General features: G+C 36.6%; 25 protein-coding genes. 5 read left to right on the top strand and 20 right to left on the bottom strand.

Going from position 1 to position 22,776, the window contains the following annotated elements; all coding sequences use genetic code 11:
• Positions 1 to 5: 5 nt before the first annotated feature.
• The 5 genes from M2306_RS10030 (at position 6) to M2306_RS10050 (ending at position 7,433) form a co-directional block, all read left to right on the top strand.
• Positions 6 to 1,268: a RagB/SusD family nutrient uptake outer membrane protein gene (locus M2306_RS10030; RefSeq protein WP_259189501.1), complete on the top strand. Its 1,263-nt coding sequence runs from the start codon at positions 6 to 8 to the stop codon at positions 1,266 to 1,268.
• Positions 1,268 to 2,188, top strand: a complete 921-nt coding sequence (locus tag M2306_RS10035) for a phosphodiester glycosidase family protein (protein WP_259189502.1) — start codon at positions 1,268 to 1,270, stop codon at positions 2,186 to 2,188. The genes M2306_RS10030 and M2306_RS10035 overlap by 1 nt, the downstream gene beginning before the upstream one ends.
• A gap of 2 nt (positions 2,189 to 2,190) precedes the next feature.
• Complete coding sequence (locus M2306_RS10040) at positions 2,191 to 3,885, top strand: BACON domain-containing protein (RefSeq protein ID WP_259189503.1); 1,695 nt, start codon at positions 2,191 to 2,193, stop codon at positions 3,883 to 3,885.
• Positions 3,886 to 4,094: 209 nt separating this feature from the next.
• On the top strand, positions 4,095 to 5,777 hold the full coding sequence (locus M2306_RS10045; RefSeq protein WP_259189504.1) for an RluA family pseudouridine synthase: 1,683 nt from the start codon (positions 4,095 to 4,097) through the stop codon (positions 5,775 to 5,777).
• A gap of 423 nt (positions 5,778 to 6,200) precedes the next feature.
• On the top strand, positions 6,201 to 7,433 hold the full coding sequence (locus M2306_RS10050; RefSeq protein WP_259189505.1) for a DUF445 domain-containing protein: 1,233 nt from the start codon (positions 6,201 to 6,203) through the stop codon (positions 7,431 to 7,433).
• On the opposite strand, the gene M2306_RS10055 is transcribed toward M2306_RS10050, so the two are convergent.
• From M2306_RS10055 to M2306_RS10150, 20 genes are all read right to left on the bottom strand, one after another.
• Entirely contained in the window at positions 7,416 to 7,910 is a 495-nt protein-coding gene (locus M2306_RS10055) for a hypothetical protein (protein ID WP_115092732.1), read from the bottom strand. The genes M2306_RS10050 and M2306_RS10055 overlap by 18 nt on opposite strands.
• A gap of 223 nt (positions 7,911 to 8,133) precedes the next feature.
• The gene (locus tag M2306_RS10060) at positions 8,134 to 9,171 is read right to left on the bottom strand and encodes a hypothetical protein (protein WP_259189506.1); all 1,038 of its coding nucleotides are present in this window, start codon (positions 9,169 to 9,171) and stop codon (positions 8,134 to 8,136) included.
• A gap of 5 nt (positions 9,172 to 9,176) precedes the next feature.
• Entirely contained in the window at positions 9,177 to 11,711 is a 2,535-nt protein-coding gene (locus M2306_RS10065) for a hypothetical protein (RefSeq protein ID WP_259189507.1), read from the bottom strand.
• Positions 11,712 to 11,714: 3 nt separating this feature from the next.
• Positions 11,715 to 12,434 (bottom strand): hypothetical protein, encoded by a 720-nt coding sequence (locus M2306_RS10070; RefSeq protein WP_259189508.1) that lies wholly within the window; start codon positions 12,432 to 12,434, stop codon positions 11,715 to 11,717.
• A gap of 455 nt (positions 12,435 to 12,889) precedes the next feature.
• The gene (locus tag M2306_RS10075; protein WP_259189510.1) at positions 12,890 to 13,780 is read right to left on the bottom strand and encodes a hypothetical protein; all 891 of its coding nucleotides are present in this window, start codon (positions 13,778 to 13,780) and stop codon (positions 12,890 to 12,892) included.
• 2 nt (positions 13,781 to 13,782) lie between these two features.
• Positions 13,783 to 14,049, bottom strand: a complete 267-nt coding sequence (locus M2306_RS10080) for a hypothetical protein (RefSeq protein ID WP_259189512.1) — start codon at positions 14,047 to 14,049, stop codon at positions 13,783 to 13,785.
• Positions 14,030 to 14,374: a hypothetical protein gene (locus M2306_RS10085; RefSeq protein WP_259189513.1), complete on the bottom strand. Its 345-nt coding sequence runs from the start codon at positions 14,372 to 14,374 to the stop codon at positions 14,030 to 14,032. Before M2306_RS10085 ends, M2306_RS10080 begins: the two co-directional genes overlap by 20 nt.
• Entirely contained in the window at positions 14,371 to 14,580 is a 210-nt protein-coding gene (locus M2306_RS10090; protein WP_259189514.1) for a hypothetical protein, read from the bottom strand. The genes M2306_RS10085 and M2306_RS10090 overlap by 4 nt, the downstream gene beginning before the upstream one ends.
• A gap of 16 nt (positions 14,581 to 14,596) precedes the next feature.
• Positions 14,597 to 15,088 carry a hypothetical protein gene (locus tag M2306_RS10095; protein ID WP_259189515.1) on the bottom strand — a complete coding sequence of 164 codons (492 nt, stop codon included), beginning with the start codon at positions 15,086 to 15,088 and terminating at the stop codon, positions 14,597 to 14,599.
• Positions 15,089 to 16,111, bottom strand: coding sequence for a hypothetical protein (locus tag M2306_RS10100; RefSeq protein WP_230848061.1), 1,023 nt, complete (start codon positions 16,109 to 16,111; stop codon positions 15,089 to 15,091).
• On the bottom strand, positions 16,065 to 16,661 hold the full coding sequence (locus M2306_RS10105) for a DUF6046 domain-containing protein (protein WP_259189517.1): 597 nt from the start codon (positions 16,659 to 16,661) through the stop codon (positions 16,065 to 16,067). The genes M2306_RS10100 and M2306_RS10105 overlap by 47 nt, the downstream gene beginning before the upstream one ends.
• A 1-nt stretch (position 16,662) precedes the next feature.
• On the bottom strand, positions 16,663 to 17,697 hold the full coding sequence (locus M2306_RS10110) for a hypothetical protein (RefSeq protein WP_498882841.1): 1,035 nt from the start codon (positions 17,695 to 17,697) through the stop codon (positions 16,663 to 16,665).
• Positions 17,690 to 18,577 carry a tape measure protein gene (locus M2306_RS10115; RefSeq protein ID WP_498882842.1) on the bottom strand — a complete coding sequence of 296 codons (888 nt, stop codon included), beginning with the start codon at positions 18,575 to 18,577 and terminating at the stop codon, positions 17,690 to 17,692. Before M2306_RS10115 ends, M2306_RS10110 begins: the two co-directional genes overlap by 8 nt.
• A complete protein-coding gene (locus tag M2306_RS10120; protein ID WP_002990554.1) occupies positions 18,570 to 18,791 on the bottom strand; it encodes a hypothetical protein in 222 nt (73 codons plus the stop codon). The genes M2306_RS10115 and M2306_RS10120 overlap by 8 nt, the downstream gene beginning before the upstream one ends.
• A 23-nt stretch (positions 18,792 to 18,814) precedes the next feature.
• Positions 18,815 to 19,129 carry a hypothetical protein gene (locus M2306_RS10125; protein WP_259189520.1) on the bottom strand — a complete coding sequence of 105 codons (315 nt, stop codon included), beginning with the start codon at positions 19,127 to 19,129 and terminating at the stop codon, positions 18,815 to 18,817.
• Positions 19,130 to 19,195: 66 nt separating this feature from the next.
• Positions 19,196 to 19,615, bottom strand: a complete 420-nt coding sequence (locus tag M2306_RS10130; protein ID WP_259189521.1) for a hypothetical protein — start codon at positions 19,613 to 19,615, stop codon at positions 19,196 to 19,198.
• Position 19,616: 1 nt separating this feature from the next.
• Complete coding sequence (locus M2306_RS10135; protein ID WP_259189522.1) at positions 19,617 to 20,822, bottom strand: DUF2586 family protein; 1,206 nt, start codon at positions 20,820 to 20,822, stop codon at positions 19,617 to 19,619.
• A 151-nt stretch (positions 20,823 to 20,973) separates the two neighbouring features.
• Positions 20,974 to 21,483 (bottom strand): hypothetical protein, encoded by a 510-nt coding sequence (locus M2306_RS10140; protein WP_259189528.1) that lies wholly within the window; start codon positions 21,481 to 21,483, stop codon positions 20,974 to 20,976.
• A gap of 15 nt (positions 21,484 to 21,498) precedes the next feature.
• Positions 21,499 to 21,957, bottom strand: a complete 459-nt coding sequence (locus M2306_RS10145) for a CHAP domain-containing protein (RefSeq protein WP_259189532.1) — start codon at positions 21,955 to 21,957, stop codon at positions 21,499 to 21,501.
• Positions 21,954 to 22,304: a hypothetical protein gene (locus M2306_RS10150; RefSeq protein ID WP_002990540.1), complete on the bottom strand. Its 351-nt coding sequence runs from the start codon at positions 22,302 to 22,304 to the stop codon at positions 21,954 to 21,956. Before M2306_RS10150 ends, M2306_RS10145 begins: the two co-directional genes overlap by 4 nt.
• Positions 22,305 to 22,776 lie beyond the last annotated feature (472 nt).

Below are 22,776 nucleotides of genomic sequence, written 5' to 3' on the forward strand. Positions count from 1 at the left end.
ACAAAATGAAAAAAATACTATTATTCTGCCTCAGTCTCACTCTTTTTTCATGTAGCAAAGAGTTAGACCTATACCCAAGAACGGGAATTTCTCCAGAAGCCGTTACACCAAATGATCTCAAAGCATTAGAAAATGGGATGTATAACAATGTACAAAACGACCCCAAAAGAGAATCGTGGATTATGTATGATATTATTGGTGGCAACGTACAAGGATCTAGCACAACAAGCAAAGATGTCATCAACAATACTTTAAACCCACTCAACAGCATCATTGTAAGCAGTTGGAAAGGCTATTATAGTGCACTTTATCAAGTAAATAATGTCATTGCTATTGCCGAAGCTCTTCCATTAGATGAAAACACCCGTCGAGTTAGAGGTACCGCACATTACTTTAGAGCCTATATCAATTATAGTCTCGTAACAAGATGGGGCGATGTTCCTTTACTCACTCAAAACACCCTAGAAAAACCAGTGCGTAGTCCGAAAGCCTTAGTTTGGGAACAAATCGAGAAGGATTTAGTGGCTGCCAAAGAATTTTTAGCTGCTTCCAAAAGTTACTATTACGTTTCACAAGATGCTGTAACAGCACTACAAGCAAGGGTGATGCTTTCACAAAACAAAATGCAAGAAGCGTCTACCTTAGCAGAAAGTCTCATCACCAATGGCAAATACGCTTTGGATGCTTTTGAAAAGATTTTTCGCAAAGAAGCAAATACTGAAATTATTTTTGCTTTTGAAAACCTAACTCCTGAGTCATCAAATACCATTAGTACGCTTTTTTACAACTATGGTCATCCAAATAAAGGAAGTTATGTGTATGCTCCTTCCAAAGAAATTTTAGAACTCATCACCGCTACAGATAAACGCAGAGCTATTTCTTTTGGCGTTTTTGGTGGTCAAGATTGCATCAACAAATACCCAAGTGGACAAACGGGTACAGACCCGGTAATTATCTCGAGAATAGCCGAGATGTATTTGATCAGTGCGGAAGCTTCTTCTCTTACTTTAGGTGTGGAACGACTTAACGCCGTTCGAACTGCAAGAGGTTTACCTGAAGTACATCCCACTTCTTCAGCAGAAATGCAAACGCTTGTACTTGAAGAAAGACGAAAAGAATTCTTAGCGGAAGGATTTGCGTATTACGATTATGTACGCACCAATACAGCTACAAAACACTTAGGTCTTTTGAACTACCAACATCTCCTACCTATTCCTGGTGGTGAACTACAATTAAATGATAAATTAACTCCTAATCCTGGTTACTAATGAGATCTCTAAAACTATTATTATTCGGTCTATTCATCCATTTTCAAGTATCGTGTCAAACAAAATCGGATGATAACTTTACTACCTATACGGCAGTTCCTAAAACAGAAATGGGAACCCAATTGGTTCAAAACAGCAATTTAATCGCACAAATATTTAAGGATTCAACCTATACCCTAACGAATGGAGTTCAAGTCAATGAATTATCCTATTTGGCTACAAAAGGATATTCCATGAAAACCTATGTTTACACTCTTGATTTAAACAATCCTCAAATCTCTGTTGTGGCTTCTATGCCTCACAATAAACCTGAATTTGCGATGCAACCCATGACAGGACAAGCAACAGCTTTACTACATCCTAACTATGAAGTTGTAGGGGGTGTTAATGGCGATTTTTACGATATGACTACTGGTGTTCCTAGAGGTATATTTGTTTTTAATGGAATGATTTTAAGAGCTTCTTATACCGCTAGAAATGAAGGATATTTAGCAGTAGACAAACAAAGCAAAGTAAGTTTAGAAGAAATAACAAACTTTGATCAGCAAGCCAATCAGCTTCAGCAAGCCGTATCTGGTGGTGTTTGGTTGGTTAAAAATGGACAGACCGTTGTACAAGCTGACAAGGAAATCCACCCGCGTACTGCAGTCGGTATAACGAATAAGAATCAATTGCTGTTGATGGTTGTAGATGGTCGAAACTACACTTGGTCTAATGGCATGAATTACGAAGACCTAGGTGATTTTATGCGCAGCATTGGAGCCGAAAAAGCTTTGAATCTTGATGGTGGAGGAAGTTCAACCTTCTTCATCAATCCTAATTTTGCTGTTAATAAATTCCTTATCCGCAATCTACCTTCTGACAATGGAGGAATTGAACGAGCAGTTGGAAACGGAATCATTATTACAAAAACAAAATAAGCATGAAGACACAGATAATCAAACCTAGCTTTCTGTTAGGATTTCTCTCCGCGATTTTGTTTTGCTTCTTCGGGTGTAGTTCTGATGATAATCGCTATGGTTTTACCCCAACGAATCCCAATTTAGCACTAGCACAAAAGGATTTTGAAGTAAGCAAAGAAAAGGGAGAACTAACCGTGAGTTTTGAGTCCAACTTACCTTGGCGCATAGAGTCTAATGACAATTGGATCGTTTCCAACCTCCTTCGTGGTGATGCTGGAAAACATACCTTAACAATTACCTACGACAAGAATTTAGCTTTAGCAGATCGCGTAGGATCATTGACCCTTAAAATTACGGATGACAGCAAAGAAAAAATTACGATTAAACAAGACAAAGCAAGTCTTGATGATACTTATACTCATTACTATGTAAAAGAAAATGGTACAGGTGATGGAAGTAGTTGGGAACAAGCGACAACCTTAAATCAAGCGCTACAACTTACTCTAAACAACAATGATATCATTCATATTGCAGAGGGAATACATTATCCTGGCACACATGAGCTAATTCCCGATACAGCTGATAAGGACAAAACGTTCTTGATTCAGGCCAACATCAAGCTTATTGGTGGTTATCCCAAAGATGCTACAGCGGGAAGTAAGCCAAATCCTCAAGCACAGACGATTCTTTCTGGAGCGAACCAAAGTGTACATGTTTTGACGATTTTGGCTCAAAAAATAACTGGTTTAACGGTAACTTTAGAAAATTTAACTGTTACAGAAGGAAATGGAGATGCAGGAGCGAGTAATTTAACCGTAAAAGGATTTAGCGTTCCTCGCGATCATGGAGCAGGTATCATCATCATGGAATCTGCGGTAACAATGAACAATTGTAAAGTAATTAAAAACCAATCTGGACGTCATGCAGCGGGAATTTTCGCTACACAAAAAAGTACAGTAACAATTACGCATAGTGTTATCAACGAAAATGTGGGACTAAACAGCAACTCCAATGGGGGTGGAATTTTCGTGAACAATTCCATGATGCAGCTATCTTTTACTGATGTTTCTTTCAACAAAGCAGGTGGTGTATCTGGCGGAATCCAAACCTTGAATAATTCGGAAATTAACCTCACCAATGTAACGGTTACAAATAACCAAGCCAATAGCAATGCTGGAGGATTTTATCACAGAGGAAATTCGAAATCGGTGGTCATCAATTCCTATTTTTACAACAACACCGCAACAGAAGGAGGAGGAATTTCTACGCATGATGGTGCGGTATTGCATTTGATTAACAGCACTTTGTACAGAAATGAATCCAAAAAATTGTATGGTGCCATCAACAATCAAGCAAACAATACGGTTTATCTCTATAACAGTTTGTTGTTTGACAATCCTAGTACAGCCAATAACAATGGAATCAATCCTGCGGGTACTTTAACTGTTACTAAATCAGCTATACAACCTCAACTCTTTGGGGAGGAAAATGTAGTGTCTGGATCTTTTACCGCTCAAGATCTCCAAACGGCCAATCCTTTACAACTCATGCCGAGTAGCGCAGCTAGTCCGATTGCAACGAAAGGAATGAATGGAACCGAATTAATGGAACTGCGCAATAGATTAGGTATAACTATCCCTATTGATGTATTTACTTCTGATTTAAATAACAAATCAAGAGAAGGTAGCAATACCATGGGCGCTTATCGCTTATAACCAATTACTTTCTCTATCATTTATATCATGTAAAGCCATCCTAATCAAAGGGTGGCTTTACTTTTATGGTTTACTAGGTTCTCACCTGGTTACAAAAAAAGGATACAACTCAATACTCTTCTTGATATCACCGTTTTCGCACTTCCAAATATTCCAATTGTTCCTCTGTAATTTATATGTAATTTTGTACGACAAACAAATTCAAAATCATGTCCATTCCCGATGTAGCTTTTAGACGATTTCAATCGGATATTTCACGAATCTCTAAACCCGAGAAGTTTACTTTTCCCTTTTACTATGAGCCTCATTCCTTGAGTATATTAGCAAGTGAGGAGTTACAACGCGAATTGGAGTCTCATGCTTTACTTGTCCCTTTGTTTGATGCAGCAAATCTGGAATGTTTACCTGCGGGCAAAATGTTTGGCGTGTTGATTGTAGAGAATCAAGCAGGTGAACTGGGCTATCTACGTGGTTTTTCAGGAAAATTAGGTCCCTATACACATTTGGAAGGATTTGTTCCTCCTGTCTTTGACTTGTGGAATAAAGACAGTTTTTTCACGAAAGAAGAAGCGGTTTTAAACGCCATCAATGCGCAAATTGAAAAGTTGCAAAAGGACAGTATCTATCAACAAACCAAAGAATTACTTCAACAACAAATTGCCTCGGAGAAAAAAGCGATAGCGGACAAAAAACAGTCGCTCAAACAATTGAAAAACGAGCGCAAAGTACTCCGAGAAGAACAAGAAAGTCAACTTACGACTCTGGAGTTTGAAGCGTTTAATGATGATTTAATCAAACAAAGTTTACGCGATAAACACGAATTACGCGTATTAACGACCTATTGGCAGGAACAAATCGAAGCGACTCAACAGCTTATTCTCGATTTTGACACGCATATCAATAGCCTAAAAGAAGAGCGAAAACAAAAGTCGAATGCCTTACAGCATCAGCTTTTTCAACAGTATCGCTTTCTCAATTACAACCAAGAAGAACAAGATTTACTCGATATTTTCGAAAAAACAGCGCTTCAACAGCCTCCTGCAGCAGCGGGTGATTGTGCAGCTCCTAAATTATTGCAATACGCTTACCTCAACGGATATAAACCGTTGGCTATGGCCGAATTCTGGTGGGGAGAATCCCCTAAATCGGAAATTCGAAAACACCAACATTACTACCCTGCTTGTCGAGGTAAATGTGAACCCATCTTAGGGCATATGTTACAGGGATTGAACGTGGATGACAATCCACTGCTTGTCAACCCAGAACTACAACGTCCTATTGAAATTGTCTATGAAGATGAGGACTTTGCTATTGTCAACAAACCAGAAGAATTTCTGAGTGTTCCGGGGATTTATATTCAAGATTCCGTTTATGAACGTATGAAAATACGATATCCCAAAGCAACAGGACCGATTATTGTTCACCGTTTGGACATGGCGACTTCAGGTATTTTAATCATAGCCAAAAACAAAGAAGCACATAAAGCCTTGCAAAGTCAGTTTATCAAAAAAACAGTAACCAAGCGCTATGTGGCTTTATTAGATGGAACTGTCGAAGGAAATGAAGGTTATATCGACCTACCTCTACGCGTCGATTTAGAAGATCGCCCGCGTCAAATGGTATGCTTTGAACATGGTAAACCCGCTAAAACGAAATGGGAAGTCATCGAACGAAAAAACGGAAAAACCAAAGTATACTTTTATCCGATTACAGGTAGAACCCATCAATTGCGCATGCATGCTTCCCATCCGATGGGATTGAATACCCCTATTATAGGGGATGATTTATATGGCAGCAAGAATACGCGTTTATTTTTACACGCTGAATCCATTACGTTCAAACATCCTAGAACGCAAGAAACAGTTAGCTTCCAAGTGAAAGAGGGATTTTGATAGGAATGAGATTTGTGAGGTTCGTGCTTTGTGAGGTTCGTGCTATGTGAGGTTTGTACTTTGTGAGTTTTCTTTGCAAATTGTCTTTAATCGATAAACCTGCAACTTCACAAAAAACAAAAAAAAGACTTAGCAGATAATAGAAAACTAATTTGACCTTTATTTGGGTTAGTTGAAGGGTTTTTGTTTCTTTTTTACCCTTAAAAAAGAAAGGATTGCCATCGGGAATCATCTAGTTACTTGGCAAATTGCCATTTGCCACTACAGTTTTTCACCCTCTCATCACCATACCATCTCATCGGGAATTATCCAGTTACTTGGCAAATTGCCATTTGCCACTACAGTTTTTTTCACCCTCTCACCACCTCACCCTCTCATCCTCTCATCCCAAAAAAATCCCTATCTTTAACTAAAAACGAGGGTATGCCAGATAAAAAAGCACAATTACGGTTACACAAACGAATTGCAACGGGACTATTTCTAATCATGGCGATTGTTTACTTAGTCATGGTGTATCTGCTAAAATACAGTCCAGCGAATTGGATGGGCTATGTCAAGGCATTTGCTGAAGCAGCTATGGTAGGGGCTTTAGCGGATTGGTTTGCGGTGACGGCTTTATTTCGACATCCCATGGGATTAAAAATTCCGCATACCAATTTAATTGAAAACAAGAAAAAGGACATTGGTGATAATCTCGGTAACTTCGTTACGGAGAATTTCTTAACACCAACAACCATTCGCCCGTATATTGATAAGCTACAAGTGGCTCCTTTTTTATCAACTTGGCTCAATCAACCTAAAAGCCAACAACTCGTAGAACGAGAGCTGGTTTTCTTGATGCAATCCATTATTGAGGATCTCAATGAAAAACAAATCATTGATTTCTTGACTAAAAAAGCCCAACAGGGCATCGATCAAATCAACCTGCAACAGTTTGTCGCCCAAGGGGTACGTTATGCTCTCGATCAAAATGAACACAACCGTTTGATTACTTTGGTTCTACCCAAAATTCAGATTTATGTGGAAGAACATCGCACGGAAATTTACAATCAAATTATAGAGAAAAAACCGCTTTTGGGATTAGTAGGTGGAAAAACGGTTACGAATCAATTAATTAAAGGATTACACGCGTTCTTGGAGGATATTCAGACCAATGAACAGCATAAAGTACGAGAGGAAATCACCTTGCAATTGACCCAACTCGCCACGGATCTAGAAACGTCACCTATCTGGAAAGAGAAATTACACGATATCTTACATCAATTTGTTACGGAAGAGGTCATCCATCACTGCTTAACCGATTTTTGGCAGACGTCTAAACAGGCGCTGCTCACTCAGCTTCAAGAACAAGGTTCGACTGTGCGCACTTATATCAAACAAACGATTCAATCTATCGCGCAGAACATTGCACAAGATCTCGATTTACAACAGCGACTCAATCACTGGACGCAAGTAACCTTATACCGATTAGCTTTGCGCAACACCCAAGAAGTGAACACCTTAATTCGAAATACGGTAGATCAATGGGATGGCCGTGAACTCAGTGATAAGTTAGAACTCGAAGTGGGTAAAGATTTACAATTTATCCGAATTAACGGAACGTTGGTTGGTGGATTAGTAGGTTTACTGATTTACTGTTTAACTCAATTTTTGTAAGCTCACAAAACGACTTCGAATGTGATCCGTCAACATTTTCTGTACTTGAGGATCGGATTCTGTTTGCTTTAAGAAATCAAAATAAGTTAATATTTCATCTGTTCGCTCTGATGAAAGTTGGATATTGGCTGTACTTAAAAACGTATCAAAAGAAATATGTGCTGCACATACATAGTCAAAAAGGTATTCTTTTCCACCTCGTTCCAAGAGTTCTTGGGCTAAAATATGATAGTTTTGAAAAACAGAAAAACTCACTTGAGCGACTTTGCCCAATTCAATAAATAAATCGCGAATCAAGTCAAGATTCACCGTGTGAATCTGATCGCAAACGATACTTGCAATTTGTTGTCTAAAGATATAATTCTCATCTTTGAACTTCGCGCCAAATTTTCCGTTCCATTTTAGTTCCAACCAATCGCGATCTGTTGCGTTATAATTTGTAATAAACGTCTGGATTCCAACATGCTCTACCGACATACTCCCTTTTTTTAATTCTATTTTTCCCCTAGGGCTAAGGTAAGACATAAATTTTGGTGTTGTTTTCTGTTGGGCGATTATTTTTAGGAAAATATTAGATACATTTTATTCATGGAATTAAAATATACATTTTAACAAAAAAACAAAATTGAAAGCCATTTAAAGTTGTTTAAATGGCTTTCAATTAAAATTATCAAAGAATTATTATCTTTTTTTCTTCTTTTTAAATAAGCGCTACTGTAACTCCTTTAGAGATAATAGTGTTCATAGCAGCATCTGAAGCAGAAGTTCTTGTACCATATATCAAAATGCCCAAAGTTGATCCTATTGGTTTATTCAAAATAGCCATGTCTTGTAAATACCTATCAATACTTTCAGTATCCATTGTTACTCGATGCAAAATAACCATATCTGTTCTATTTACCGAAGATGATGAATAGGTTAAAACCGATTGATTAGAAAGGCGAACTAATTTACAGGTTGCAGGTAGTAAAGCAATATCACCTGTAAGAGCCGCACTTGAAGCTTCAAGTGAGGTTATTTTTGAATTGTTGAAACACTTCATATTTCCTTTTAAAAGCGTGTTATGTGCCCTAAAAAAATTCAAGTGTCTAAAATCTAGATTTGTTACTTCTCCTGTAATATTTATCCCTTCTAAGATTAATCTTAATAAATTAGTTTGTTTTTCCTGACTCAATTTTGATATATCACATGATATCAAATCTCCATTTCCAACAATAGAAATATATCCATCATTTACAGCATCAGACGACGCTAATAAAGAGGTAAAATCCCCAGTCATGAATCCATCAGCAAAAGAGCTAGAAATAGTTAACTTCGTAATTGTTGGAGGTAAATTTTTCAAATCACCAACAATATTGCTTGATATTAATTGCCTTAGAGGGCAATACTTAAAATCCGAAGTATTAATATCTAAAAAAGCCAGTGACATATTTGATTCAACACCACGAAATTGGGTTAATTTGTATTTGTCTGTCATTAGAATTTCTCTAGTATCATCACTTAATATTAAGCCATTTTGTGTTGTCATTTCTTTTCCAATTACAGTTCCATTACTATTTAAGAAATTACCAGGACCTATAATTTTATAGACTACAGGTTCTGATGTATTAAGAGCAACAACTGTTCGAATAGAGTTACCTGTTGGTTTAAAAGTAAATCTTAGTCCTCCTAAAATAGGGGCACTAGCGTTATCTATAACAGTATCCAACTTTACTATAAAACATTTTTTATTTTCCATTTTTATTACATTAAAATAATTTCACTACTTGTTCCTATATTCATTCTTGTGAATGAAAATCGATTTTGATGCAATTTGCCATACTGATCTGTATGTCTTGCTACACCAATTGCTCCAACATATCCATAATATTCAAGCATTCCATGTAGCCCAGAATAATCTCCTCCTGATTTGTTATACACCATCACTTCTTGACATATTCCATATTTACTCATTACAAACCTGTTTTCAGCAAGTTCTATCATAAATGTAGGAGCTGTTTTATTGAATGGTGGACAATTATGCCATCTAGTATGATTAGCCACTCCATGACCTGACAACTGTACATCTAGAACTATTTGTGGAGAAGTTGTACTATTTGGTTCTAGTAACGCTTCTATAATTTGGGCAAAGTTTATTTTTGCACCTTTCCTTTCGAAGGATGCTCGAATCTTCTGATTATCCTGCCACCACTTGTGTATCTGGTCATCATCAGTAACTAATATTATACTTTTCTTAGGAATAGAGCCATTTCCTGACTGCCAATCTACCCATTGACGAAAGTTAATAAATGAATATCCTTTACTTTTTGCATCTTCTAAAACTCGATAAAGCTTGGTAGTTGAAATACCTAAATTGCCTAATGTATGCGTACTACCTTCATATGTATCGTAAATGTTATGCGCCATAATTCCAAAGCAAATTGGAGTTCTTGATGAAGCAATTGAAGTAAAATGGTTGTAATGAGTATAAACCTCTGCATCACCATAATCACCATAGTTAATTTCTAAATCATACAGTTGCAGATCAGACTGTGAATTTCCCAGAGTAATTAATCCCTCTTTTGGAAAACTTGAATATTCCAAACCATTTACAAACACATCGATTGACTTATCATTTAAGATAAGATCAAAGATGTGTTCTGATTTATCTACATTACTATGAATGAAGAAAGGATAGCAATCATAAGCCATTTCGGTTGTATTTCCCTCTCCAAGATTATCAGGATTTATACATTGTTTGAGATAACTAATCAAATAAATTTTACCACACTGAAGAACAGTACTTGTATCCTCTAGCGTATTTAGATTTATGTGATCAATATAAAAATCAACAAGCGATGAAATAGGATTCTTAGGATGTGCATCTAATGGGGTTGGAGGAACTAGCTCCTCATAAAAATCTTTTAAGTTTTTCCATTTTCCATTAGAGTCTTGCAAAGAAGTTGAAAAGATTATTCCTTCACTATCTCTACCTATAGTCAATTCATTATTTTCAATCGATATGTACAAGTCTTGATAAAACTCTTGTAAAGAATTACTTCTATTTCTTTGCTCTATTTCAGTATAGTAATTCAACATTGAATTAGTATTTGATACTTCAGTAATATTGCTAATCTTTTCGATTATAGGTTTTCCCCTAAACCATATCATAATCATTTGATCACCTTTTATTCCGTCCATCATAGTGAACTTAGATGCTCTATTATTGTAGTTCTCATATCTTCTAATAGTTTCACCACTTTTAAAACCTGATTGCAATGCAGCTTGAGGCAACATTATGTCGTAAGTATCAGCTAAATATAATTTCTCTATTGCCTGAATCGGTTTTGAATGTACAACCTCTAAAATTGAGTTTGTTGGCGTTGATATGAATGACTGTAATTTTTCTGTACTATTAATATCTCGAATAAACTTACCTTTTACAGAAATTCGACCTTTAAAATCAGTCTTGATATGATATTCTGCTGTAGGTTTTCCATAATCAGTTATTTTTTCAATATCAAAAATAGATTCTTGATTTTTAAGATTATTTGAAACTTTTCCGATCTGTTGTATGGATGGGGTGTTTTCTGAAGTATTTTGAGGAAAATAGATTCCATTATGTGTTACTGATTGCACTATTTTATTTTCCTTATCAACAACTAAATAAGCAAATTCAGGATGTTCAAAAATATTAAAAGATTGAGCTACAGATTTATCTATTAAAGTTTTATCCTCTTCTTTATCAACTTTATCATTAATTGAAGAATAAATGAGTTCAAGATTGGTTTCTTTATCAGGAAATAGACTACCATCTTTTCTAACACCAAATAAAAGCTTTTGATTTTGATCAATTACAGCATAATCAAACTCTTCATTTTCTTTAAAATTTTGAATATTATTATATACCTCACCACCTGACACAAAACCTGTATCTCCTTTTTCTATTTTTCCACTTGTTGTTATTGGAACTACAGCTACTTCCCACTTATTTCCATCATAAGTCACAAAGTTCACACCTTGGCCAAGATCAACCACAACATTATCCGCATTAATGAAAATACCTGATTCCGTCGGAATGTAAAACCCTGAATCAACTCTTTTTTCATTAATTGATAAAGTCCCTTGAAAACCTCCATTGGAAACATTAATTACAGGTACCATTTCATTGATCTTACCGACTATTGCGTTCACTTCATCTGCCAATATGAATTCAGTCGTAGGTATATTTTCTTTGATAATCTGTGCTAACTTAGCATCGTTATCAATTTTTTTATTTATTTTTAATGGTTGCAGCATTTTTTAATTTTGTACTATTATATAATCAATGTTAAATTTCAATTCCACAGCCTCTTGTCTTACAGCGACTATAGCTATTTTAAAACCTTTATTCGTTCTATCCATAATATTCATTTTAAAGCTATCTGGTAACAAAACATCCATTGTATCAATACTTAAATTACATGATATTGCATAATCATCATTTGGTAATTCTTGTGGAAATACAATTTCTAGCTTTAACCACTCTCCAAACATTCCTCCAGGCATAGACAAATTTCTTTTTGTTTCTGAAAAAAGAATTCGTTTCTTAAACATCTTATCTACTTTCTTTTGAAGTGTTAATAAATCATCTACTCTAACAAAACTATCCCAATTGATATTCACACTACCTTGAGCTGAGTTAGTCACATAACTAAACCCACGCACTGGTAGCATCTGTTTAGCACTTCCATCACCTGTATCGTATACATCATCCACTTTATCAGTGATAATTGTCACGCCACCAGTTTTCAACCCACCTTTAAACTGAAATATTCTCCCATCAATACAAACGATTCCATCAGAAATATAGGTAATTCCGTTTTGTAAGTAATCATTACACCCCTGTAAGATTGTATTCGATCCACACACAGCTGCTATACTTGTTAATGCCTGTTGTGAAGCATCATTTAAGGTTTGTACACTCTCTATCTGTAAAGGATAGCCATCCTTTTCTATAATTAAATGTTTATCTTGACTCATATCTTATTTCGTAATTTTTTGAATACAACTTGTAGTATTCGATTAAGTTTTTCATTGTGATTAATTGCGTTTTATCCAGTATTACATCCTCAGATATAAACACTAAGAAGTCATAATTTCTTATCCACTTCTCACTGAATAAATATATTTCACCTAAATAAATAGGCTTTTGTCTTTGTTGAACATACAGTAATCGCCTATCATCTATACTGTTATTCTGAACCTTGATTCGTTTTAAGAACGGATCAAATTCATCGTTTAACATCTTTTGCAGATATACTACTTGACTATTGTAACTAACTCTTTTAAGTCTATCTTTTCTAAAGTTTAAGAATAGAGAATGAATTGATTTAATAGGATTAATACAACTCCAAAACAACCATATCAACAAGGGTTGTCTCAGAGTAATGGGCAAGAACAACTTAACTAACTTATCCCAATCTATCCTGTATACATTATTGTTCATATGCTCGGTAGTTAAATGTTGAAGTTATTTTGTCTAGAATCAAATAACCTGAATCAGGTCTACGTATTTCATCAACCACACCTGCGTTATCTACACTGGTAGTTTCATAACTATAAGAAGCATATTTAGTCCAAGCATCCTTTATGTTTATGTACAAAACACCTTCTACACGTTTAACGACATCCTCAAGTTCGCTTTTAATAAACTCACCATTAAATTCAATTGAACGCAAATAGTTTTCTATTGCATCAGAAACAGGAGCCACTTTAGTACCATCAAGACGTTTACCTTCAGTATCCAAAACCAATGGATCATAATAGATATCCATCTTTAGTTTGAGATTATCACCTTTGTCTGAAGTAGGTTGTACGTATGTTCCTGCATCTGCTACCAAGTTCATATAAGCCGTGAATGCTTGCAGTTCCACAGGTACTAGAGGAATCATATTTACACCTTCCTTTTTAACCACTTTAATTCTTAATACTCCACGTCCACCAACAACTATCTTTTGTGCGGCTGCATTTGCAATTATCTTAGACCGTTCTATTTGATCTTCTGTCATTTCTTCAGTATCATACACATCACTCTCATTAAGCGAATAACCATACATAAAGGCTAATGCTTTTTCACGGTACCACTTTTGTGTATGTACCCTTGATTTAGCAATTTGATCATCAATATCCTTTTTAAACAAATCAAACAGTCCCTCCAAAATCCATATCCCAAACGAAATAAAATCAAACAATAAGTTCTCAAGACTAACCTTGGAAAACTGTTGCTCAAACGTTTTGTTTTTATCTAATTTATATTTAGACACGATTTCTTCATTATCTAAAAACTCTTCAGTCATTTGACCTTTTATTTCTTCTCTACTTCTCATATCTAAAACATTGGTAATATATGTGGTAATCTATAATTAAATACATTTTTATACGATATCAATCCTGTAGCTGGTATATAAATATTCAATACACCACCTATTGATTTATTAATATTTCCTGTAACTTTATAAATACTCCCAATTGTTTTTTCATCCGTTATAGAAGTATCATTTGCTTGTGCCATGACCAAAGTATTATTGATCGTTCCCGTACTCTCTAATACAAGATCTAAAAAGCATTGTTCATTTTTAATTTTTATAGTTTGCATCAATGACAAAGGGTTTATTAGGGAATAAGTCCAAACGATAAACAACCAACTCATCTAGGGCAAACTGTTCGCGAATGCGATGTCTCCACGCGAGGTAATCGTGATCCAAGAGCATATTGCTCAAACCAACGCCCAGGGTTGGATTCATTTTCCACTCGCCTGGATGCGTAATCAAAAGCAAGGATTTATTTTGCTCCACAATATCATTCACGACGATTCCTTGTGTAATGAGGCCTTGTTGATCTCGTTGCACCTCAACGTGCAAGTCCATGAAAGCAGGATGCTCTTTATCTCCTTGAATCTGTATTCCAATATTTTTACTCATTTTATAGTTCCTTGTATAGTTCCTGTTACTGCACCACCCGAATTTGCCAATCCGCCTAAATACTCAATTTCTCCTTCTTTGACATATGTATCAATCACCGTCGCCAAGCGGTTCGCAAATTCGTCAAAAGAGTTTTCTTCTCTTTGCATCATATCTTCAAGCAATTGCTTGATTCCCGTTTCTAGTTTACTCTTATCTAAAGCCATACTTTATCCGTTTACATTAGTTAAACAATGTTTTTAAATCGCGTTCTAGCTGTTGGATTTTTTGTTGCGTTGGTGGTAGAGGCGTTCCGGAAGGGCCGGTTCCCGTGCTAACAGTCAGCGTTTTGATCGCCTCACATAGATTGGCCAACGTTTGTCCGAGATCCACGCCATCCACCACTATACTCACCTTATCTTCTAAGGTAATTTGCATTGCCTCATTTACAAGTTCAATTTTATCTACCTCATTGATTTGCACAACAAATAAATTGTTCAGGTCCCCACTTTGAGAGAAAACGATTACATCACTGCCAATTCGAGGCGTAAGCAATAATTTTTGTTCCTCTCCTGTTTGAGTTGCCTTGAGCCTGACGCCATTCAATTCCAATCCACTAGCGAGTTGAATGGAGCAGGTCTCTCCTTTTATTTGCGTAACTTTTGCAGTAAATGGGAGGTTCCACATATCTCCAACAATCTGTTGGATGAATTGTCTTACATTTTTTGCACTCATCTATCCTAATTTTATTCCAGGTTCAATCGTTCTCACTCCCCCTGCATCACTAAAGCTAGTTTTTACACTTGCAACATAGTAGGATCCCCTTCGTTCTGGATATTCTTGATCAATAATTTCTACAGTAAACCCAGGAGATACAAAAGGTACCAACCAACTTGTCAAGGATCCATTTAAACGATCTGCTTTCTTTTTTTCGTAAATGGACATGGCTAATTTTTGAATATCCTTCCCTTTTGCATTTCCAATTTTTAACGAAAACTGCTCTCCTCCATGCTCTCCTACTTTGATTTGTTTCGCTTTTCCATTAGCCTCCGTAATTTCCACAATAACCTCTACTTTTCTATCTTCTCCTAGTACGTATTCCAAAGTAGAAGATTCTATATTTTTATGTGCAGAATATTTTACCTTTCCCAATTTATCGGTGTAAAGCAAGTGAACATATAGAATTTTCTCCTTTGTATTAAACCAAACATTAGCAGTGAGATTATCTTGAATCTCCTTCAAAATATCGTATCCTGTCTTATTGTTTAGGGTATAGGTTTCATAAGTAAATTCGTAATCACAATCTATTGTATAGGTAGGATCTATCTGTTTACTGATATGAATAAGTAGATCTTTCAACGTAATTTCCTGGAGTTGTTCATTTTTCAAACTCTTTCTAAACAAGAATAAGGCATCTTCACATTCAATTACAATGGAACTATTGTTATACACAATCTTAGTTACATAGCCCCTAAACTCTTCTTCCAACTGATTATCATACCCCAAGCATACCGTTACTTCCGTTCCGCGTTTAATATCCTCATGGACAAACAAGGGATTGTTATAGCGAAAAAGAGGTAAGGTAATGGTACAAGTAGCAGCTAATTTTTCCACAGACTTCTCAATTTCTACTGCATGCAAGAGATTGAGGTTATAGGTCTTTTCTTCCTCAGTTTTAAAACTGACTTGATAACACATGGTAACCATCTTATTATTCAAATAATTGTAGTGGTACATCAGATAAGGCTTTGATTTCATAAGCCAACACATTTTCGCCTTTTACGAAGGGAAAGCTAAAATCTTCTATAGCGATATAATGAATACCCATGATTTCAAAAATCGGGGAAGTAACGGCAATTTCCTTGCCTTGCAACAAATAATACTTTAACGATTCGAAGTCTTCCCGAGGAAAGGCTTGATCATAGGTTCCCCTTTCATTTTCCCCTAGTAAAACACCTGTAATTGAAATTTTATAATCATCTGTGCTCCAACGTTCTTTCACTGTACCATACGTACTTCCAGAGAATTGTTCGTTATACTTGAGCACCGAGCGTTTTACTATACTATTTTTTCCCTCAATACTGATTAAAGGTTCATAGGGTAATGTAAAAGCGGTTCCTCCATCTACAGACAAAGTCAATGGAAAAAACTGTTGTTCTTTAGCAACTCGACTATTTACATTATTCCAAGAGGGGTCTGAATTATGAGAGACTACCGAAATACCTAAAGCTTGTTCTAGCGCTATAAAAGGAGGTGCTTGTTTAATAATTTCCCCTCCCATTAACGAGCTCAATATCATATCATTCATCTTAATTTCCTGCATTTACAGCGGATCCCAATAGACGAAGTAAAGCATCGGTTACTTCTCCTTCCATGTCTTCTACTGATTCTTGGAATCCAGCTTTGTTAATATTGACAACACCTATTAAATCATTTAAACTAATAGTAATATAGTTGTGTTTTGTTCCTCCATTTGCAGTGGTTGCTGCTGCGTTTGAATTGTTTTGAGCTCCTTGACTGGTGTTAATCGACGTATCTATTTGCTGCGTACCAGGTGTTCCTTTAGTATCGGCAATACCTGAAGTCTCTTTTCCATCACCAAAACCAATACTTGCTTTAAACTCATTAGTAAAATCCCCAAAATCCTTATCATTGAAGCTCAAAGATCCGTAGGCTTTTACCCCTGATTCCGCATAAGCTGCAAAATCAGCTTTCATCTCGTTTTCGGTATCTGTGATTTCCTTTTGACGCTTTGCCATTCCATGTATGATCTCTCCCATCTCTTGTTTAGCCTTTTTATTTCCCATCAAAGCCAAATTGTTCCAAAAAGCTAGACGAATTAAATCAAGACCATTCAAAACAGCATTAGAAAAACCAAGCCATCCCAATTTTAAACCATTGAGCATTCCATTCCATAGGTGCTTTACTCCGCTTACGGTATGTTCCCAAGCTTCTCCCCAACCATCGATTTTATAAATCAAAAAACCAATTAAAGCGAGTAATGCAATAACACCAGCAATAATCCAGGTTATAGGATTTGCCAACATCGCAGCATTTAATTTCCACCAAGCCAAGCTAGATAAATTTGTTACCGTAGTTAAGGCTGCTTGACCAATAGCTGCCAAAAACATTCCCGTTTTCATAATCGCAAGAGCTAAAATAACCGCACCTACTGCTATTGCAAAACCATAGATCCAAGGGTTCCCTTCTTCTAATTTTGTTACCAGCCATTCCAAACCATTAGCTACAGCATCAAATGCAGCTCCTCCAAATTCCACTAACTTTTCTACAACAGGACCAATAACGCTATAGAGTTGAAGTAAGCCTCCGTTTATTTTACGCATAAAATCCCTCCCATTTCCCTCCTAATGTATCGGCTTGTTTCTCAAGCATATTGTGGAATTGTCCTCCTTCTCCTGTTGCGTCAAAAAACGCTTGCTTCAACCTATCAGTAGAAATCAATCCTTGATCCATTTCTGCTTTTAGCTCTTCCATAGATTTTCCGGTAGATTGAGACATTTGAAATAGCGGATTAAATCCCGCATTTGTCAATTGATTTAACGTCCCTCCAAGCAGTTTTCCGTCGTTGTTTACCTGGGCATAAGCCGCAGCTAAACGTCCCAAAGATTCACCATCTCCGCCTGAAATATCTCCCATCGAACTCAACAACGGGGTTACATCCTTTTGATCTACGCCTTGTCTCAACATCCCATCAGCTGCACCAGACAAAGCACCTTGATCCATTTTAATTCCACTGAGATCTTGCATCAGTTTTTTAGCTGCCTTCTCAGAGTGAAGTAAAACTTCAAAACTGACTGTATTGGAATCATTTTTCATACCCGTACTGAGTACTTTTTGCAGCAATAGCATAGGGTTATTGAACATCTTCCCAATAGATGATGCATCGAATGTGTTTTTTAACCAAGTACCTAACTTACTTTTCGAAGCCGTACTCTCTACATTATTCATCTGTTCCTGAAAAACATTCAGTTCAATATTGTATAAGTTAAGCATCCTAATATCTGCTTGATTGATGAACCCCTGTTGATTCGTGGTAGCTGATTGTCGGGAGGTATTCCTGCTTGAATCTGAATGCGATACTGAAAGATTATCTTCCAATCCTTGCATTCTATTTGCAGCGCCAAAAGTTCCCTCTCCCAATCGTTGCATCCCACTAAATGTATTCTCTCTTACTCCTTCTATATATTCTGATAAATTAGCCATGTCCTACTTTTGATTCTTCTTTTCTTATCCATTCCAACTCTCTAAATCGATGCGCCCATTCCCATAATTCCATATCGTAAGGTTCTAGTTTCAAATAATATCGAATAGCTCCATGTATCTTCCGAATACTACTGATCCATTGATCTAACGCCTTGTAATATTCTTCTTGGGTTAGTTGTTTTCCTTTTCCAGAAGAAGAAGTAGGAGAAGTCATTTGGCGCTCAAATAGTGCTTCTCCTAAAGCTTTTCCACCTCAACGCGCTCAATTTCGACAACCATCATCATCTGAGAAGCAAAAGCATTGACTTTATACTCATCTTCTCGGATATCTTCATTAAGTGCTAACAAACAAGTATCAAAGAGATGTTTGTTATAAGAAATGAATTTATTTTGTGCCAACATCGTCTGACCGTATTCGATTTCCTTCATCGTGGGTCTGCGAACAATAGCATACACACCACTGTCTGATTTTAATTTATGTACAACCTTATGTTGCTGTTTAAACATTTCCACTTGCTCTGGAGTTACTTCTCCAATAAAAACTTTACTCATTTTTTTTATTTTTTAAAGAAAAGCCTCCTCTTTACGGAGGCTTTTTCAATTGATTTTTATTCTATTTTATACTCCACTTACTACGCGCATGGCTAAAAATGGCAATGTAATTTCAGCGCGTTTATCGCCTTGTTTCCACTCTCTTACATCTTCTGTAAATCGAATACCGATAATTCGATCCGTACGCATTGCTTCACCTTCAGATGGATTACCATAATTGACGATTGCATCCAAATTCAAGGATAATAAGCTTTGATTTACGCCTGCTTTCTGTAAAGCAATTACCTCGCTTTGCAGTAAAGTAATCTCCCCATCGACAGCGATATTTCCACTTTGAATGGAATGCGCATAGCGTCCTTTACCATAGCTAGCTTCGCGTTCTACTTTTTCTCCATACTTAATTCCTGTAATCCCTACTACTTCACGATTACCCAATACGAGTGAAATATCACCCCATTCATACTCACGGCCTCCTACAACTACCATATTACTTTTGATTTACGGGTACAAAACCCAATTCTACATTGATAAAACGATTATACCCTACTGGGCGAACTTGTACAGTCATCTTGATTTGTCCTGTACTAACAACATTGTGACTTAAATCTACTTGGCAAACCACCCCTCTGTCATTTGGATTTGCTCCATCTACGCTCAATTCTCCAGCAGCTGTCATCGCGTTGTTAATCGTCGATTCTACTGCATTTTCAATTGTTTTAGCATAAATAGGGCTGATTGTTCCATCGGGCATTACATTGCTATTGTCTAATAAGAAATCTAGCATTGCGATATACACTAAACGAAACGCTTTGTCGATGGTTCTTCTTCTTGTGATATTGCGATAGTCATCTGTTTCACTCGTTGCCAACACATCATCAATCATAAAGTACCCTGCTTTTCCTTGGTGGAAACGGAAAGAATTATAGCCTTTGTCGTTCAACGCTTCTACATCATATTGATCCACAGCTGTATCGCCAATAAATAGCGTTAACGGTTTTAATGCTCCATCGCGCACGCGTCCCATATTTACTTGAACGCCAACAGAAGACAATCTTCCCATAACAACACCTGTGGCAGCCCCTTTACTGTCTTTCTCAGTATCTCCAAGCAACACAGCAATGCGGTTAAAGTTTTTCTCAGTTAAGTTTTCTAAGGCTACTTTATCCCCGTCAAAGGCATACCCCTCAAGTAAAACAAAGAAAGGAGCATATACGCGTTGGGTATAGTTTTCAGCTACTTGTTGTGCCAAAGACATGGCCAATGTCACCTCTTTATCCAATCCTTTTGCCACTGTAATTTCAACCGTCGCATCTGGATCATAAGCTGTAAATAATCCTCTCAACTTTCCTTGTGCTGCATTCAATAAGGTTTCTGCTAAAACAATACCTTCTTTTTCATCAAACCAATCAGATAGCTTCGTTTTCTTGTCGATTCCCATCAACCATAACTCTGCCCCATCACCAGCTTCTGCGTAGAATTCTTTAACTGTTTTGTGCAATTTACTATTGGTCGAATCTGCTAAAATCCCCAACGCTACTAAATCGCGCATTGATTTTAACTGATAAGCTTTATTTAATTCGAATGTATCCGCTACAGCAACTGCAGAAGCTAATAATCCGAAAACTCCATCGGGAGAAGAAACCACCTGTCCTAGGTTTCCATTTTGAAATTGTATATTAATCTTTGGTAACATAACTTTTATTTTTTCTCATTTCTTTCTATTCACTACAATTCAATTCGTTAGAAGTATTGTAGCACTCCTTTCTGTTTTTAACAGCCCCTGGTGACTGTTCATTCTCGTTTCTCTTTTTCAACTTTTTCTTTTTTATCCACAATGCCATTGCTTACCTTCTTGATCGGAAAATATAACCTCCGCTACCTATTGCAAGCAACAACAGAAAGATTCGACCTAACCACAGTTGAGTAGATTGCCACCAAGATAATTCGAGCGGTACAGGCACGGGAATTCTGACTTCTTTCACCGTTTTTTCTTGAATGTATTGGTCTTTCCATTCAAAAAATAGTCGTTGAGCTTCCACGTGGCAATCGACAATCAACTTATTTCCATGGATTTGGACGGCTGGTGGTTGCAACACCTTTTGTTTACTGCGCTTGATATTCGCATCTTTCACAACGATTTTATTGCCTTGTATCGCAAGTTCCGCTACATATTGACTCTGATCTGCTTCTACTCGCCATAGCGTGTCCCTTTTAACTTCTTCAACTGTTCGTGTTACTTTTTCTGTCGATGTAGGTTGGAGACTGATGGCTTTCTTGCTGCTAGAACAACTGGAAACTCCAATGGAAAGCATCGCTACACTCACCACAAACAGATTTCGTTTACTCTTTTTCATGGATTTACAATTCTTTTAAAAAGGTCGGATAAACCCTTTGTTGATTGAACTAATTTTTCTTGTCTTTTCTGCCACGATATACCCTTCTCGACTGGCCTCATCATTTGTATTTCCTTCAATTGTTCGGATTGAATCCCCGATTACCTCTACCACAATTCCTGTATGCCCCATTCCTCTTCCAAAATCCATAATAAATACATCGCCTGATTGGGGAGTAGTCACGCGAAGCTTTTCGCGTGAGTTCCATTGATCCAAAACGCCTCCTGTCTTTTTGAGGGAATTTGACACACCGTAATCTTGACAAACTTCTTGTACACACCAGTAAACGAAAGCCATACACCAAGCATATCCCTCCCCGAGGCCCACACTATTTAAATACTTTTTCACTCCCGGGCCTTTGTTATTCTTCAAGGGCCACTCTTGAACTTTTACTTGACTTTTTGCCTGTACGATTAATTGCTTGGATCCTGTCATTCTCGCTTTCCATTTAACTGTTTATACTTTCTCAATTCGGCTATCAACTCCCTATTTTGCTTTGCTAAAATCTCGAGCCTTTGCTCTAAATTTTTAATCTCTAGCCTTGCTGTATTTAGCTCGTCAATAGCTTCTCGGTGTAAATGAGAGGTATTGTATAATTCGGCTGTTGCTTCCTTCAACTTATTCCCTAAATCATCTACATATTCTCTATAATATTTCAGTGACTTCTCTACATTTTCCAATTCCGAAGCTTGCACTTCTACTTTTTTCTTTTTTCGAGTCGCCCACCAAGTGGCAAGAGAAGAAACCAAACCAACAACTGCTACAATAAATGTCTCATTCATACATGAACTGTTATTATCAGTGAGATGATTTTGGACAAACAGTGCGAGGTACACTAGATTTTCTTGTCATGAATTCGAAAACCTTCATACAGCGTTTTGATTCTTTTTTTTATTGTACTTTTACTTTGTTTAAAGTCCATGGATTAAAAGCACAACTCCGTTTTTACTTCCTAGTACTTGGTGTTTATCCAAGCATGATATCTTCTAGTTATTTCAATTGGATTACGTATTTATCTTCACGCTTATTTGGTGTATACCGCACCTATTTCCTTATCATCTCGAGAACAAAATTGCGGCATTTTGAGTAGGTATTCAATTCGTTGTTTGGCATTCAAACACAAGTGTCCGATTGTAAAACAATAGTGTTCAATCTTCCTACAATTCACTCCTATTCAAAGCCCCAAAAGCAATCAAAAAAAGAAAGTATTTCTTCCAAGAAACAAAAACATAAAAAGGGACTGACTTTCTTTTA

This window comes from Myroides gitamensis (assembly GCF_029894455.1).
GTDB classification, from domain to species: domain Bacteria; phylum Bacteroidota; class Bacteroidia; order Flavobacteriales; family Flavobacteriaceae; genus Flavobacterium; species Flavobacterium odoratum.